The organism is Burkholderia sp. BCC0097, from assembly GCF_902832985.1.
Classification (GTDB): Bacteria; Pseudomonadota; Gammaproteobacteria; order Burkholderiales; family Burkholderiaceae; genus Burkholderia; species Burkholderia orbicola.
On record NZ_CADFDM010000003.1, the window covers coordinates 738,035 to 752,095 of the forward strand.

The 14,061-nt window shown below is 67.6% G+C and carries 16 protein-coding genes and 1 other RNA gene; 8 read left to right on the forward strand and 9 right to left on the reverse strand.

The genetic code is table 11. From position 1 onward, the window contains the following. Nucleotides 1–49 precede the first annotated feature (49 nt). The 5 genes from ruvC to HWX07_RS13105 all read left to right on the forward strand — a co-directional run bounded on the left by ruvC (nt 50) and on the right by HWX07_RS13105 (nt 4,804). Nucleotides 50–592 carry a crossover junction endodeoxyribonuclease RuvC gene (ruvC, locus tag HWX07_RS13085; RefSeq protein WP_006476894.1) on the forward strand — a complete coding sequence of 181 codons (543 nt, stop codon included), beginning with the start codon at nt 50–52 and terminating at the stop codon, nt 590–592. A 191-nt stretch (nt 593–783) separates the two neighbouring features. After that, a complete protein-coding gene (ruvA, locus tag HWX07_RS13090; protein WP_175876512.1) occupies nt 784–1,365 on the forward strand; it encodes a Holliday junction branch migration protein RuvA in 582 nt (193 codons plus the stop codon). A gap of 108 nt (nt 1,366–1,473) precedes the next feature. Then, nucleotides 1,474–2,544: a Holliday junction branch migration DNA helicase RuvB gene (ruvB, locus tag HWX07_RS13095; protein ID WP_006476896.1), complete on the forward strand. Its 1,071-nt coding sequence runs from the start codon at nt 1,474–1,476 to the stop codon at nt 2,542–2,544. 24 nt (nt 2,545–2,568) lie between these two features. Next, complete coding sequence (locus HWX07_RS13100; protein WP_175876513.1) at nt 2,569–3,522, forward strand: oxygenase MpaB family protein; 954 nt, start codon at nt 2,569–2,571, stop codon at nt 3,520–3,522. A 154-nt stretch (nt 3,523–3,676) separates the two neighbouring features. Then, entirely contained in the window at nt 3,677–4,804 is a 1,128-nt protein-coding gene (locus HWX07_RS13105) for a ParB/Srx family N-terminal domain-containing protein (protein ID WP_175876514.1), read from the forward strand. Nucleotides 4,805–4,862: 58 nt separating this feature from the next. Here HWX07_RS13105 and HWX07_RS13110 read toward each other — a convergent pair whose 3' ends face one another. From HWX07_RS13110 to tyrS, 3 genes are read right to left on the reverse strand one after another with little or no spacing between them, the layout of a single operon-like run. Further along, a complete protein-coding gene (locus HWX07_RS13110; protein WP_006476899.1) occupies nt 4,863–5,528 on the reverse strand; it encodes a histidine phosphatase family protein in 666 nt (221 codons plus the stop codon). Between the two features lie 23 nt (nt 5,529–5,551). Further along, a complete protein-coding gene (dtd, locus tag HWX07_RS13115) occupies nt 5,552–6,010 on the reverse strand; it encodes a D-aminoacyl-tRNA deacylase (protein WP_175876515.1) in 459 nt (152 codons plus the stop codon). Further along, a complete protein-coding gene (gene tyrS / locus HWX07_RS13120) occupies nt 6,007–7,248 on the reverse strand; it encodes a tyrosine--tRNA ligase (RefSeq protein WP_006483424.1) in 1,242 nt (413 codons plus the stop codon). The genes dtd and tyrS overlap by 4 nt, the downstream gene beginning before the upstream one ends. Nucleotides 7,249–7,390: 142 nt before the next feature. Between tyrS and HWX07_RS13125 the strand changes: the two genes are divergently transcribed. After that, a complete protein-coding gene (locus HWX07_RS13125; protein ID WP_175876516.1) occupies nt 7,391–8,539 on the forward strand; it encodes an anhydro-N-acetylmuramic acid kinase in 1,149 nt (382 codons plus the stop codon). Between the two features lie 107 nt (nt 8,540–8,646). Here HWX07_RS13125 and erpA read toward each other — a convergent pair whose 3' ends face one another. From erpA to rplM, 3 genes are all read right to left on the reverse strand, one after another. Further along, nucleotides 8,647–9,018 (reverse strand): iron-sulfur cluster insertion protein ErpA, encoded by a 372-nt coding sequence (gene erpA, locus HWX07_RS13130; RefSeq protein WP_006476903.1) that lies wholly within the window; start codon nt 9,016–9,018, stop codon nt 8,647–8,649. Between the two features lie 217 nt (nt 9,019–9,235). Next, nucleotides 9,236–9,628 carry a 30S ribosomal protein S9 gene (rpsI, locus tag HWX07_RS13135; protein WP_006476904.1) on the reverse strand — a complete coding sequence of 131 codons (393 nt, stop codon included), beginning with the start codon at nt 9,626–9,628 and terminating at the stop codon, nt 9,236–9,238. A gap of 10 nt (nt 9,629–9,638) precedes the next feature. Further along, entirely contained in the window at nt 9,639–10,067 is a 429-nt protein-coding gene (gene rplM, locus HWX07_RS13140) for a 50S ribosomal protein L13 (protein ID WP_009687896.1), read from the reverse strand. A 311-nt stretch (nt 10,068–10,378) separates the two neighbouring features. Between rplM and HWX07_RS13145 the strand changes: the two genes are divergently transcribed. Both HWX07_RS13145 and HWX07_RS13150 read left to right on the forward strand, forming a co-directional pair. After that, a complete protein-coding gene (locus HWX07_RS13145) occupies nt 10,379–10,684 on the forward strand; it encodes a DUF1090 family protein (RefSeq protein WP_105798465.1) in 306 nt (101 codons plus the stop codon). 409 nt (nt 10,685–11,093) lie between these two features. Continuing rightward, entirely contained in the window at nt 11,094–11,558 is a 465-nt protein-coding gene (locus HWX07_RS13150) for an OsmC family protein (RefSeq protein WP_074801272.1), read from the forward strand. A gap of 67 nt (nt 11,559–11,625) precedes the next feature. Here HWX07_RS13150 and rnpB read toward each other — a convergent pair. The 3 genes from rnpB to pyrC form a co-directional block, all read right to left on the reverse strand. Beyond that, an RNA gene (rnpB, locus tag HWX07_RS13155) (RNase P RNA component class A) lies at nt 11,626–12,037 on the reverse strand. A gap of 12 nt (nt 12,038–12,049) precedes the next feature. Next, complete coding sequence (locus tag HWX07_RS13160) at nt 12,050–12,940, reverse strand: DUF3025 domain-containing protein (protein ID WP_175876517.1); 891 nt, start codon at nt 12,938–12,940, stop codon at nt 12,050–12,052. Then, on the reverse strand, nt 12,937–14,001 hold the full coding sequence (pyrC, locus tag HWX07_RS13165) for a dihydroorotase (RefSeq protein WP_012327899.1): 1,065 nt from the start codon (nt 13,999–14,001) through the stop codon (nt 12,937–12,939). The genes HWX07_RS13160 and pyrC overlap by 4 nt, the downstream gene beginning before the upstream one ends. Nucleotides 14,002–14,061: the final 60 nt, after the last annotated feature.

Here is a 14,061-nt window from a genome sequence, read left to right on the forward strand (position 1 = left end):
GCCGCACCATTCGTTGTAGTATCGCTGCATCACGCCACTCTCCTCACTCATGCGAATTCTCGGCATCGACCCCGGCCTGCGCGTCACCGGCTTCGGCGTCATCGACGTCAGCGGCCACCGGCTCGCCTATGTCACGAGCGGCGTGATCCGCACACCGACGGCCGACCTGGCCACCCGGCTCGGCACGATTTTCCAGGGCGTCTCGACGATCGTGCGCGAACACGCGCCCGATCAGGCCGCGATCGAAAAGGTGTTCGTCAACGTGAACCCGCAGTCGACGCTGCTGCTCGGCCAGGCGCGCGGCGCCGCGATCTGCGGCCTTGTCGCAGGCGGACTGCCGGTCGCCGAATACACGGCGCTGCAGCTCAAGCAGGCCGTGGTCGGCTACGGCCGCGCGACCAAGACGCAGATGCAGGAAATGGTCACGCGGCTGCTCAACCTGTCCGGCCAACCCGGCTCCGACGCGGCCGACGCGCTCGGCATGGCGATCTGCCACGCGCACGGCGGCAATACGCTCAGCACGCTGGGCGGCCTCGCGCCGGCGCTCGCGCAGAAAGGGTTGCGCGTGCGGCGCGGCCGGCTGGTCGGCTGACGCTGCCGCGCACTGTGGCCCCGCACGTCGGCTCGACCGCGTTGGCCGCCTGGACCGGGTTGGCCACTTGACCGTTTCACCCTCGCCCGAGATACCCGCGACACGCGCCGCGTCGGCCTGACGGCCGCGCCCATCGGCATTGCGCCGCGCGTGCGCTACACTCGCGCTTTCTTCCTCGCATCCCGTCCTCCATGATCGGTCGCATCGCCGGCATCCTGCTCGAAAAGAACCCGCCTCATCTGCTCGTCGACTGCAACGGCGTCGGCTACGAAATCGACGTGCCGATGAGCACCTTCTACAACCTGCCGCAAACGGGCGAACGCATCGTGCTGCTCACGCAGCAGATCGTCCGCGAGGACGCGCACCTGCTGTATGGCTTCCTGACGCCGCAGGAGCGCACGACCTTCCGCGAGCTGCTGAAGATCACCGGCATCGGCGCGCGCATGGCGCTCGCCGTGCTGTCCGGCATGAGCGTGCAGGAGCTCGCGCAGGCCGTGACGATGCAGGATGCCGCCCGCCTCACGCGCCTGCCCGGCATCGGCAAGAAAACGGCCGAGCGCCTGCTGCTCGAGCTGAAGGGCAAGCTCGGCGCCGACCTCGGCGCGCTCGCCGGCGCCGCGTCGGCGTCCGACCATGCGACCGACATCCTCAACGCGCTGCTTGCGCTCGGCTACTCCGAGAAGGAAGGCCTCGCCGCGATCAAGAACGTGCCGGCCGGCTCCGGCGTGTCCGAAGGCATCAAGCTCGCGCTGAAGGCGCTGTCGAAGGCGTAACGCACGTTCGATCCGGCCGTCGAAGCCAGTGTCGCGCCGCCGCGCGGCGCTCGCCAGTCGGCCGTTCGGCCAGGTGGTCCGGGCTGCGCCGCGCGGTACAATGGCCGCATGATTGAAACCGACAAACTCGCCACCGAGCAGCGGATCATCGCCGCCACGCCCGCCTCTTCGCACGAGGAGGTGTTCGAACGTGCGTTGCGGCCGCGCCAGCTCGACGACTACGTCGGCCAGGAAAAGGTGCGCGGCCAGCTCGAGATCTTCATCGAAGCCGCGAAGCGCCGCTCCGAGCCGCTCGATCACGTGCTGCTGTTCGGGCCGCCGGGTCTCGGCAAGACGACGCTCGCACACATCATCGCGCGCGAGATGGGCGTGAACCTGCGTCAGACGTCGGGCCCCGTGCTCGAGCGCGCGGGCGATCTCGCCGCGCTGCTGACGAACCTCGAAGCGAACGACGTGCTGTTCATCGACGAGATCCACCGGCTGTCGCCGGTCGTCGAGGAAATCCTGTATCCGGCGCTCGAGGATTACCAGATCGACATCATGATCGGCGAAGGCCCGGCCGCGCGCAGCGTGAAGCTCGACCTGCAACCGTTCACGCTGGTCGGCGCGACCACCCGCGCCGGGATGCTGACCAACCCGCTGCGCGATCGTTTCGGGATCGTCGCGCGGCTCGAGTTCTACGACGCCGAACAACTGTCGCGCATCGTGCGCCGCTCGGCGTCGCTGCTGAATGCGCAGATCGATCCGAACGGCGCGCTGGAAATCGCGAAGCGCGCGCGCGGCACGCCGCGGATCGCGAACCGGCTGCTGCGTCGCGTGCGCGACTTCGCGGAAGTGAAGGCCGACGGCCAGATCACCGCGGCCGTTGCCGACGCCGCGCTCGCGATGCTCGACGTCGATCCGGTCGGCTTCGACCTGATGGACCGCAAGCTGCTCGAAGCGATCCTGTACAAGTTCGATGGCGGTCCGGTCGGCATCGACAACCTCGCGGCGGCGATCGGCGAGGAGCGCGACACGATCGAGGACGTGCTCGAACCGTACCTGATCCAGCAGGGCTTCCTGCAGCGTACGCCACGCGGGCGCGTCGCGACACTGCTCACGTATCGCCACTTCGGGCTATCGGTGCCCGATGCGCGCCGCACCGAACGCGACGAGTGGGATACCCCCGACGGCAAGTAATCCACCACCCGAGCCGCCCCCGCCATGACGACGCCGCCCAGCCGCCACCCCACCGCACCCGCGCCGGGCCCACGCTGGGCCGAGCCGATCCGCAAGCGGCTCGTGGCCGGCATCACGCACCTGACGGCCGGCGGCGGCGGCCCGTCGATCGATCTCTCTTCACCGCTTGGCGACCCGGGCCTGTTCGGCCCCGACGCCGTCTGCTGGCGCGTGCATGCCGATTTCACGTCGATGATGACGGGCGGCATCGCCGCGCTGCTGCTGCAAGCGCTCCACCCGCTCGCGCTCGCGGGTGTGTGGGATCATTCGTCGTTCCGCACCGACATCTTCGGCCGCTTGCGGCGCACCGCCACGTTCATCACGGGGACGACGTTCGGCAGCCGCGCGGACGCGCTGGCGCTGATCGAGCGCGTGAAAGCGATCCATGCGCACGTCTCGGGTAGCGCGCCGGACGGGCGGCCGTACCGCGCCGACGATCCCGCGTTGCTCACCTGGGTGCACGTCGCGGAAGTGTCGAGCTTCCTCGCCGCGCATCTGCGTTACGTGAATCCCGCGCTGCCGGGCGAGTTGCAGGACCGCTATTACGCGGAGACGGCACTGATCGCCGAACTGCTCGGCGCCCACGAGGTGCCGCGTTCGCGCGCCGACGTAGCGGCCTATCTCGCGCGCATGCTGCCCGAGCTCGAAGCCGGGCCGCGTACCTTCGACGTGATGTCCATCCTGCTGAACGTGCCGGTCGCGAGGCCCGCACTGCGGCCTGCCGCGTCGCTGGTGATGCATGCCGGGATCGACTTGCTGCCGCCGTGGGCGCAGCGCATGCTCGGCGTGTCGACGTTCGCGCCGTTGCGGCGCGCGGTGGTCCGGCCGGGCATCCGCGCCGTCGCCCCCGTGCTGCGCTGGGCGCTCGTCAACGGCGCGTCGAAGCGTGCGCGCCGCCGCGCGACGGCTGCCCCGTCCGACGGCACCCCGCCTGCCTGACGATCCGCTTCCTCGGATCATTTCAATTTCCTGTCAAATACCTGTGACAAGCTGACGGGCTTACCCCCGCGCACGGTCGCACGCCCTGCCCGTCACGCCCGCCCGTGGCCCGCGCGGAGTCCCGCCCACCCGCTACCGACACCCGATGCCCGCGATGCCACACCTGCCGATCCGTTTCGCCCTTGCCGCCAGCCTGTCCACCGTCTTCGCTCTCGCCGCGTGCGGAGGCGACGATGTCGTCGCCGTCGCACGCACGGACGCGCAACCGCCGTCCGGCGGCACGACGACGACGCCGGCCCCGACGCCGCCCGCCACCACCGCGCCGCAACCGGGCAAATGGAAAGCCGCGCGCGCCGGCGACCTGATCGACGTGACGCTCGGCGATCTCCATCCGACGCAGGGTGCGATCGGCTACGACCAGATCTACTACAAGCTCGGCCGCTACGAATTGCAGCCCGACAAGAAGTTCGACGACTTCTGCGCGGACGAAGGCCTCGGCGGCGTCGCATCGAGCGGCTACACGGCCCGATCGTCGCTGCGCGAACCGGCCAGCTACACGTGCGCGACGACCGACGCGAACGCCCGCGACCGCTCGGTGCTGAATCCCGTCGTGATCGGCCCGAACGGCGATGCGCTGTACCTGACCGACGGCCACCACGGCCTGTCGACCTATTACGAGACGCCCGACGGCGGCCCGTCGCTGCATGTGCACGTCGTCGTCAAGGACAACCTCAGCGACTACTCGGGCGACGCGTTCTGGCAGCAGATGCAAAGCCGCGGCTATCTGCGCCTGAAGAACGGCGAAGGCAAGCCGATCACGACCGCGCAACTGCCGAGCGGCCTCGGCCTGAAACTCGGGATGACGAACGACCGCTACCGCTCGCTCGTCTATTTCACGCGCGACATCGGCTACAGCAAGCCCGCACAAGCGACCGACTACCTCGAGTTCTACTGGGCCGACTGGCTGCGCGCGCAGCCCGGCAGGTTCGCGCTGGCGAACTACGACCTCACGCGCGGCGGCACGACCGATCCCGATCCGGCGAAGGCCGACACGGGCTACCTGAATGCGGTCTGGAATGCGTCGACGCGGATGGTCGCGGCCACCGACCCCGTGATCGACGGCAAGACGGGCGCCGACCTCGGGCGCGCCGATGCGATCAACGGCGGGAAGAAATACAACAAGGGGGAATTCGACAAGCTGCGCCAGCCGATCACGGCCGACAAGCCAGGCAAGATCGCGTACGCGCTCGACTACAAGACGCGCCACGCGCTGCCGCAGTAAGCGTCACGCAGTAAAAAGGCGAACCCCGGGCCGGCCATGCCGGACGGGGTTGGCGTGCTCAGAGCACCTTGCGGTACCCGTCGTCATCGTCGCTCGCCGCTTCGAGATGCGACACGTCGGCCCACCGCACGACCTGCGCGCGGCCATCCACGTAATCGACGACGTTGATGCTGGTGTTGAGCAGCTGATAGGTACGCGGCGCCGACAGCTCGATCCCGTTCGCGAAGCGATACACGCAATCGAGCACGCCGCCGTGCGCGACGCACGCGATCCGGCCGCCCGGATGCGCGGCGACGATCGGTTCGAGCGCATGCAGCACGCGGTGATAGAACTCACGCTGCGACTCGCCACCCTCCGGCGCGAAGCCCGGGTCGCGCGTTTGCCACGCCGCATACGCGTCCGGAAACAGCGCCTCGATCTCGGTGCTGTCGTGCCCCTGGAACGCGCCGTACGAGCGTTCGCGCAACCCTTCGCGCAGCAGCAGCGGCAGCCCGAGCGCATCGGCGAACGGTTGGGCGGTCTGTTGTGCACGCATCAGGTCGCTCGAATACACCGCGTCGATCCGCGCGCCGTCGCGCGCCTCGCGCCCGAGCCGCGCCGCCAGCCGCTGCGCCTGCGCGAGCCCCGTATCGGCCAGCGGGATGTCGATATGCCCCTGGATGCGCTTGATGCGGTTCCAGGCCGTCTCGCCATGGCGGATGAAAAGAATCTGCGTGGTGGCCATCGCGGCGCGCCTCCGGGAAAGAATCAGGGCCGCACTTGCAGCCAGAACGTCACGGGGCCATCGTTGACGAGCGACACCTGCATGTCGGCGCCGAACTCGCCCGTCTCGACGATCGGGTGCCGCGCCCGCGCGGCCGCGACGAAATAGTCGAACAACCGCGCGCCTTCGTCGGGCGGCGCGGCCGGCGTGAAGCTCGGACGCAGCCCACTGTTGGTATCGGCCGCCAGCGTGAACTGCGACACGAGCAGCAGGCCACCCGCGCGGCCTTCGCCGTCGATGTTCGACACCGGCAGGTTCATCTTGCCGGCTGTGTCGCTGAAGACGCGGTAGCCGAGCAGCTTCGCGAGCAGCTTGTCGGCGGCGGCCTCGGTATCGCCGCGTTCCGCGCAGACCAGCGCGAGCAGGCCCGCGCCGATCTCGCCCGTCGTGCGCTCGCCGACGCGCACGTCGGCACGCGTCACGCGCTGGATCAGCGCGATCATGCGGTCAGCGTGACGCGCGCGAAGCGGCGCTTGCCGACCTGCACGACGAACTCGCCGGCCTCGACCTTCAGGCCCTTGTCCGACACGGTCGCGCCATCGATCTTCACGCCGCCCTGCTCGATGTTGCGCAGCGCTTCGCTGGTCGACGGCACGAGGCCGGCCTGCTTCAGCAACTGGCCGATCGCGAGCGGCGCACCGGCGAGCGTGACCGACGGAATGTCGTCCGGCACGCCGCCCTTCGCGCGATGGTTGAAGTCCTCGAGCGCGCGCTCGGCGTCGGGCTGCGAATGGAACCGCGCGACGATTTCCTGCGCGAGCAGCACCTTGAAATCGCGTGGATTGCGGCCGCCTTCGGCCTCGCGCTTGAAGCCGGCGATCTCGTCGAGGCTGCGGAACGACAGCAGCTCGAAGTAACGCCACATGAGCGTGTCCGAGATGCTCATCAGCTTGCCGAACATGTCGGTCGGCTTCTCGCTGATGCCGACGTAGTTGCCCTTCGACTTCGACATCTTCTCGACGCCGTCGAGGCCTTCGAGCAGCGGCATCGTCAGGATGCACTGCTGTTCCTGGCCGTACTGCTTCTGCAGTTCGCGGCCGACCAGCAGGTTGAATTTCTGGTCGGTGCCGCCGAGTTCGAGATCCGCGTTCAGCGCGACCGAATCGTAGCCCTGCATCAGCGGGTACAGGAATTCGTGGATCGAGATCGGCACGCCGCCCTGGAAGCGCTTCGTGAAATCCTCGCGCTCGAGGATCCGCGCGACCGTGTAGCGCGACGCGAGCTTGATCATCCCGTCCGCGCCGAGCGGCATCGACCATTCGCTGTTGTAACGGATCTCGGTCTTGTCGCGATCGAGCACGAGGGCGGCCTGCTCGAAGTAGGTCTTCGCGTTCGACTCGATCTGCTCGCGCGTGAGCGGCGGACGCGTCGCGTTGCGGCCCGACGGATCGCCGATCAGCGACGTGAAATCGCCGATCAGGAAGATCACCGTATGGCCGAGGTCCTGCAACTGGCGCATCTTGTTCAGCACGACCGTATGGCCGATGTGGATGTCCGGTGCGGTCGGATCGAGGCCGAGCTTGATGCGCAGCGGCGTGCCGGTGGCCGCGCTGCGCGCGAGCTTCTGCGCGAACTCTTCCTCGATCAGCAGCTCGTCGACGCCGCGCTTCGTGACGGCGAGCGCATGCCGGACTTCGTCGGTGATCGGGAAAACGGGCTTGGAACTGGGTTCGGTGCTCATCGGTGCCAGGAAGAATGTCGCAAAAACAGGGATTTTCCCATAACTTGCGCGCGCATCGCTTAACGACGCGTCACGTTGCGCGGATAATCGGGCGCAAGGCGCGCGGCACCGGCCCGCGCCGCACGATCGAGGAGAACCCAACGTGCCGCAACGACAGCCGCAGCCTGCCCATCCGGCAGACGGCATCTACTTCGGGCTGATGTCGGGAACCAGCATGGACGGCGTCGACGGTGTCGCCGTGCGTTTCGAGGCCGGCCGCGCGCCAGTCGTGCTCGCGGAAGCGTTCGTCGGCTTCGCGCAATCGCTGCGCGACGCGCTGTTCGCGCTGCAGCAGCCCGGCGACAACGAAATCGACCGCGAATCGCTCGCGGCGAATGCGCTCGTCGCACGCTATGCCGTGTGCTGCCATGAATTGCAGCGCACGGCCGGGCTGTCGCGCGACGAGATCCGCGCGATCGGCGTGCACGGCCAGACGGTGCGCCATCGCCCCGAGCGCGGCTACACGCGCCAGCTCAACAATCCGGCGCTGCTCGCGGAGCTGACGCAGGTCGACGTGATCGCCGATTTCCGCAGCCGCGATGTGGCCGCCGGCGGTCACGGCGCGCCGCTCGCGCCCGCGTTCCATGCGACGGTGTTCGGCGCGCCGGGCGAAACGCGGGTCGTCTGCAATCTCGGCGGAATCAGCAACATCACGATCCTGCCCGGCGCGGAGGGCGACGTGCGCGGCTTCGACTGCGGCCCCGCGAACGCACTGATCGATGCCTGGGCGACCCGCCATCTGGGCAAGCCGTACGACGACGGCGGGAAGTTCGCCGCACGCGGCACCGTACAGGCATCGCTGCTCGACGCCCTGCTCGACGAACCGTATTTCACCGCGCCGCCGCCAAAGAGCACCGGACGCGATCTGTTCAATCCCGCATGGCTCGAGGCCAAGCTCGCGGCGTTCCCGCAAGTTGCACCGGAGGACGTGCAGGCCACGCTCACCGCGCTCACCGCCGTATCGGTGGCGCGCGAAATCGCGCAGCACGCACCGGGCTGCAAGGCCGTGTTCGTTTGCGGCGGCGGCGCACGCAATCCGGTGCTGCTCGACGCGCTTCGGCACGCACTGCGCGAGGCCGGTGTGCCGGCCACCGTCGATACGACGGCCGCGCTCGGCGTGCCGCCGCAGCAGGTCGAAGCGCTCGCGTTCGCGTGGCTCGCGTACCGCTTCACCGCGCGCCAGCCCGGCAATCTCGCGACGGTCACCGGCGCAGCCGGCAACCGCGTGCTCGGCGCGCTCTATCCGCGCTGACGCGATATCCGCCGCGCGATGAGCGCCGCGGGCCGAGTTCGCATAAAAAAACGGGGCATGAAGCCCCGTTTTTCATTCCGGCGAGCCGGCGCGGATCTGCCGTGCGCTCAGACCGAGAACGACGAACCGCACCCGCAGGTGGTGGTCGCGTTCGGGTTCTTGATCACGAACTGGGCGCCGTTGAGGTCGTCCTTGTAGTCGATCTCGGCGCCGACCAGGTACTGGTAGCTCATCGAGTCGATCAGGAGCTGGACGCCGTTCTTGTTCATCACGGTGTCGTCCTCGTTGACTTCCTCGTCGAACGTGAAGCCATACTGGAAGCCCGAGCAGCCGCCACCCTGCACGAACACGCGCAGCTTCAGGTCGGGATTGCCCTCTTCGTCGATCAGTTGCTTGACCTTGTCGGCCGCGGCGTCGGTGAAGACGAAGGGCAGCGGCATATCGGTCGTCGTTGCTGCGGTTTCGGTAACAGCGTTCATTCGAACTCTCCAAAAAGCTTTAGCCGCTATTGTAGGGCCGATCAGAAGATCGTGCTGATGTCCATGAAATCAATAGGTTCTTGTCGATTTCATCAAGCGCGCCCGCGCGGATGGGCGCCGCAGCGGCCCGGAAGCGGACATAAAAAAACCGCCAGCATGAAAGCTGGCGGTTTTTCCGGCGGACGCCGCTCGAGAGCGGCGAGGCCATGAAGCGGAATTAACGCTTCGAGAACTGCTTTGCGCGGCGTGCCTTGCGCAGACCGACCTTCTTACGCTCGACTTCACGCGCATCGCGCGTGACGAAGCCTGCGCTCGACAGCGACGGCTTCAGCGTCGCATCGTAGTCGATCAGTGCACGGGTGATGCCGTGACGCACTGCGCCTGCCTGACCCGTTTCGCCGCCGCCGTTGACGTTGACCTTGATGTCGAACGTCTGGCCGTGGTTCGTGAGTTCCAGCGGTTGACGCACGATCATCAGCGACGTTTCGCGCGAGAAGTAGTCAGCGATGGGCTTGCCGTTGACGATGATGTCGCCCTTGCCAGCCTTGATGAAGACACGTGCGACTGCGCTCTTGCGGCGGCCCGTACCGTAGTTCCAGTTACCGATCATGTGGGTCCCCTTAGATCTCGAGCGCCTTCGGCTGTTGAGCCGAGTGCGGATGCGTCGCTTCTGCGTAGACCTTCAGCTTCTTGATCATCGCGTAGCCGAGCGGGCCCTTCGGCAGCATGCCCTTGACCGCCTTCTCGAGCGCGCGGCCCGGGAAGCGCTCTTGCATCTTGCCGAACGTCGTTTCATAGATACCGCCCGGGTAGCCCGAGTGACGGTAGTACTTCTTGTCCAGCGTCTTGTTGCCCGTGACCTTCAACTTGCTCGCGTTGATGATGATGATGAAATCACCAGTGTCGACGTGCGGGGTGAACTCAGGCTTGTGCTTGCCGCGCAGACGGCGTGCCACTTCGCTGGCAACACGGCCGAGAACCTTATCCGTCGCGTCAATCACGTACCATTCGCGCGTCACCTCATGGGCTTTTGCGGAAAACGTCTTCATGATCGATCCAAAAAAATTGCTTTGCCCGATGTGTTCTTCCTGCTTGTCTGTGTGCGCTTCGAGGCGCGGTGCAGGCTCTCCCTGTTCTTTTTCCGTGGGCATGAATGCGGAAAAGCCCTGAATTATAAAGGAAATACGGCTACGTGGTCAAAGAGAATCCACGTCCCGTGTTCGCGGCGGCCGAAATGAGCCAAAATCCGGTCGTGCCCCACCAAGCCAGGCGAACCGAGCGCCTGGGGAGGCACCCATCGACGCGCGGCACATGACCTTGCCGCGCCAGACCGGTCGAACCCGAAAAACAACAAACCAGCATGATGAAACAACGACTTACGCCCTTTCTGGCGGCCGCACTGCTGGCCGTCGCGGCGCCCGCCGTCGCCGCCCGCTCCGGCTGCGAAGCCAAGCTCGACGCGCTCGACGCGCGCATCGCCGAAGCCCGGACCGTCCATGCCGAAGACCGCATCGCGCGCCTGCGTGCGGTGCGCGAACGCGTCCGCCACTTCTGCGCACGCGGCCACGGCCACGCGTCGGCCGCCCGTGCGCCGGCGCCCGATGCCGACTCGCGCGGCACGCCGCCCGACGCCAGTTCGCTGCCGGCTGCGCGACAGCCCGCGTGACGGTGCCGACGCCCGCAAGCCGCGCGCCGATGCTTGCATAAGACGAAAAAAAGCCCGAACGGCTGGTTCGGGCTTAATCCACCATAGGAGGAGGTGGAGGAGACATGCGGAGGTTGCCGCAGCGCGGCAACCAATGAGGATCATTATACGAATGCCCGGCCGACTTCACAAGAAAATTTGCATTGCGAAATCGAATACCACGATATGAGATTTAGCCAGGAAAGCTCATTCTGACGCATTTCCCTTTTAAATCAATTACCTAAATGCCTCTGACACGACCTAAAGCTGCCCTCGCCTAGAGCAAAACCCCTAAATCCAACAGGGAAATCGTCGCTCGCCGCCCTGCCCGCCCGGCCCCGGCGTTGCGCGTCGTGCAGCGCATCAGCCGACCGTTGCGTCGCGGGCTACAATGCCGGATCGAATCCGAATCAGGCAACGCTGGAGTGCAAGCATGGAATGCAAAGTAAGCTGGATGGGCCAGGACGGCATGGCGTTTTCCGCCGAGACCGGCAGCGGCCATCTCGTCACGATGGATGGCGCGCCCGAAGGCGGCGGCCACAACCTCGCGCCGCGTCCGATGGAAATGGTGCTGCTCGGCACCGGCGGCTGCACGGCCTATGACGTCGTGCTGATCCTGAAGAAGAGCCGCCAGGAAGTGAGCGGCTGCTCGGTCACGCTGAAGGCCGAGCGTGCGAGCGAGGATCCGAAGGTGTTCACGAAGGTGCACTTCCACTTCACGGTCACCGGCCGCAACCTGAACCCGGCCACGGTCGAGCGCGCGATCAACCTGTCGCACGACAAGTACTGCTCCGCGTCGATCATGATCGCGAAGACCGCCGAACTCACGCATTCGTTCGACATCGTCGCCGCCTGAGCGCACGGCGCGCGCATGAAAAAAGGGCCGGCGCTCCGCAGGGAGCGCCGGCCCTTTCGCATTCGAACGGCAAAGCAGGCCGATAAGCCGGATTCTGTGCACGCTGCACGCCGAAGCGCCCAGCGCGTGGCAGTCATTCCTCTAGGCGCGCCATTGCTGACGCGCTCAAGCTTCCTACCCGCAGACGAGACGGGGGCCCCGTCCTGCATCCGAAAATGCGCGCCTGCCTACTTGGAATTGCTCCGGGTGGAGGTTACCGTGCCGGCGAACGTCGCCGTCGCCGCGGTGCGCTCTTACCGCACCGTTTCACCCTTACCTGATCCCGGCTTGCGCCGGGCCATCGGCGGTTTGCTTTCTGTTGCCCTGTTCCGCGTGTCGCCACGGATGGCCGTTAGCCATCACCCTGCCCTGTGGAGTCCGGACTTTCCTCGCCCCCGCGCGCCCGAAGGCGCCGAGGCCGCGACTGCCTGGCCTGCTTTGCGACGCGCATTCTAGCACTGCGCGCCGCCGCCGGCAGCGCGCGAGCGGCGGCCATGGCGAAACACGGCCGGATCGTCGTAGAACGCGGGGTCGGCGTTCGCCGCGCACCAGCCCGGCACGCCGAGCACCGGCAGCGGCGCGAAATCGCGGCTCGTCAGCGCGCGCGTCGCGAGTTCGGCGGCGATTCGTGCGTCGACGTGCGCGCGCCGTTGCACATCGGGCCACGAAAAATAGTCGGCGCTCACTTCGACGATCCACGCATGCGCGGTGCAGGATTTGTACGGCGAGACGAGCTGTTCGAGCAGCGCATGGCCGACGAGTCGCGCCTCGCAGCGCGTGCCCCACGCATCGCGCGCGGCCACCAGCAGCCGCGGCCAGTCGAAGCCGCGCAGCGCGTCGGCGAGCGCGCGGTCGGCTGTGACGAACAGCGCGGCGTTCTCGTCGAACAACGTAAGCGCATCGCGCAACGTCCCGCGCACGGGGCCGACTCCGCCCGCCGTGTCGATCGCGGCGGCCTGGCGCGCGTTCAGCGCGGCCTTGATGCACGGGTACGCGAACCAGACGAGCGCATTGAAGAAGTCGTGAAGATGGTGGCGGGTCGGCACGTTGCCGGTGTCCGCAATATGGGTCTCGTACGCGACGCCGGGCGGCAGCTCGGCCTGCGGCACGAAGCGCAGCGGCCTGCCGCGGCCGGTGACGCGATCGCCGCCTCGTGACACGCCATCCAACGCGCTGTTCAACGCATCGAGCAGCGCGGCCTGGCCCGCACGGGCGGCCGCCTGCCACGCGCGGCCCGGCTCCGCGTAAGGCGCGAGCCACGGCGCGGACCAGTCGATCCGCGCGAAATCCGCCGCCGCGCGACCGGCCCCGGAGCCGGGTTCGCGCGGCAGCGCGCCGGTCACGCCAGCTTCCAGCCGATCGTCTCGCCGCCGCGCAGCGGCACGACCGGCGTATCGCCCGCGAAAATCTCGCGCGGCAGCTCCCACGGCTCGCGGCGCAGCGTCACCGTCTCGGCGCTGCGCGGCAGCCCGTAGAAATCGGCGCCGAAGAAGCTCGCGAACCCTTCCAGCTTGTCGAGCGCCCCGGCCGTGTCGAACGCTTCCGCGTACAGTTCGAGCGCGTGCAGCGCCGTGTAGCAGCCCGCGCAGCCGCACGCGGTTTCCTTCGCGTCGCGCGCATGCGGCGCGCTGTCGGTGCCGAGGAAGAAGCGCGGATTGCCCGACGTCGCGGCCTCCACCAGCGCCACGCGATGCGTCTCGCGCTTGAGCACCGGCAGGCAGTAGTAATGCGGGCGAATCCCGCCGACGAACAGCGCGTTGCGGTTGTACAGCAGGTGATGCGCGGTGATCGTCGCGCCGAGCAGGCCAGGCGCCGCGTCGGCATCGCGCACGTAGTCGGCCGCGTCCTTCGTCGTGATGTGCTCGAACACGACCTTCAGGCCCGGGAAATCGCGGCGCAGCGGCGTCATCACGCGGTCGATGAACACCTTCTCGCGGTCGAACAGGTCGATCGACGCATCGGTCACCTCGCCGTGCACGAGCAGCGGCATGCCGGTGTCCTGCATCGCCTCGAGCGTCTTCGCGCATTTCGCGAGATCGGTGACGCCGTGGTCGGAGTTCGTCGTCGCACCTGCCGGATACAGCTTCACGCCGTGCACGAAGCCGCTTTCGCGCGCGCGGCGGATTTCGTCGGGCGGCGTGTTGTCGGTCAGGTACAGCGTCATCAGCGGCTCGAACGTCATCCCGGCCGGCAGCGCGGCAAGAATGCGCTCGCGATACGCCTGCGCCTGCGCGGTGGTCGTGACCGGCGGCTTCAGGTTCGGCATGACGATGGCGCGGCCGAACTGGCGGGCGGTGTGCGGCAGCACGGCGGCGAGCATGTCGCCGTCTCGCAGGTGCAGGTGCCAGTCGTCGGGACGGGCGAGCGAAAGCGTCGCCGGGGAAGAAGCGTTCGAGGCAGTCATAGGAGGCGTCGTGAGGAACGGGCTTGCCATCGGCGGGGCCGGAACGCGCGTGCCGCGGGC

What these genes read in the sequence shown, in the direction of transcription:
- HWX07_RS13145 (WP_105798465.1), top strand. Translation starts at nt 10,379, where the DNA reads ATGATGAAACAACGACTTACGCCCTTTCTGGCGGCCGCACTGCTGGCC.
- rplM (WP_009687896.1), bottom strand. Translation starts at nt 10,067, where the DNA reads ATGAAGACGTTTTCCGCAAAAGCCCATGAGGTGACGCGCGAATGGTAC.
- ruvC (WP_006476894.1), top strand. Translation starts at nt 50, where the DNA reads ATGCGAATTCTCGGCATCGACCCCGGCCTGCGCGTCACCGGCTTCGGC.
- HWX07_RS13100 (WP_175876513.1), top strand. Translation starts at nt 2,569, where the DNA reads ATGACGACGCCGCCCAGCCGCCACCCCACCGCACCCGCGCCGGGCCCA.
- HWX07_RS13105 (WP_175876514.1), top strand. Translation starts at nt 3,677, where the DNA reads ATGCCACACCTGCCGATCCGTTTCGCCCTTGCCGCCAGCCTGTCCACC.
- pyrC (WP_012327899.1), bottom strand. Translation starts at nt 14,001, where the DNA reads ATGACTGCCTCGAACGCTTCTTCCCCGGCGACGCTTTCGCTCGCCCGT.
- erpA (WP_006476903.1), bottom strand. Translation starts at nt 9,018, where the DNA reads ATGAACGCTGTTACCGAAACCGCAGCAACGACGACCGATATGCCGCTG.
- rpsI (WP_006476904.1), bottom strand. Translation starts at nt 9,628, where the DNA reads ATGATCGGTAACTGGAACTACGGTACGGGCCGCCGCAAGAGCGCAGTC.
- ruvB (WP_006476896.1), top strand. Translation starts at nt 1,474, where the DNA reads ATGATTGAAACCGACAAACTCGCCACCGAGCAGCGGATCATCGCCGCC.
- tyrS (WP_006483424.1), bottom strand. Translation starts at nt 7,248, where the DNA reads ATGAGCACCGAACCCAGTTCCAAGCCCGTTTTCCCGATCACCGACGAA.
- dtd (WP_175876515.1), bottom strand. Translation starts at nt 6,010, where the DNA reads ATGATCGCGCTGATCCAGCGCGTGACGCGTGCCGACGTGCGCGTCGGC.
- ruvA (WP_175876512.1), top strand. Translation starts at nt 784, where the DNA reads ATGATCGGTCGCATCGCCGGCATCCTGCTCGAAAAGAACCCGCCTCAT.
- HWX07_RS13110 (WP_006476899.1), bottom strand. Translation starts at nt 5,528, where the DNA reads ATGGCCACCACGCAGATTCTTTTCATCCGCCATGGCGAGACGGCCTGG.
- HWX07_RS13150 (WP_074801272.1), top strand. Translation starts at nt 11,094, where the DNA reads ATGCCGGATCGAATCCGAATCAGGCAACGCTGGAGTGCAAGCATGGAA.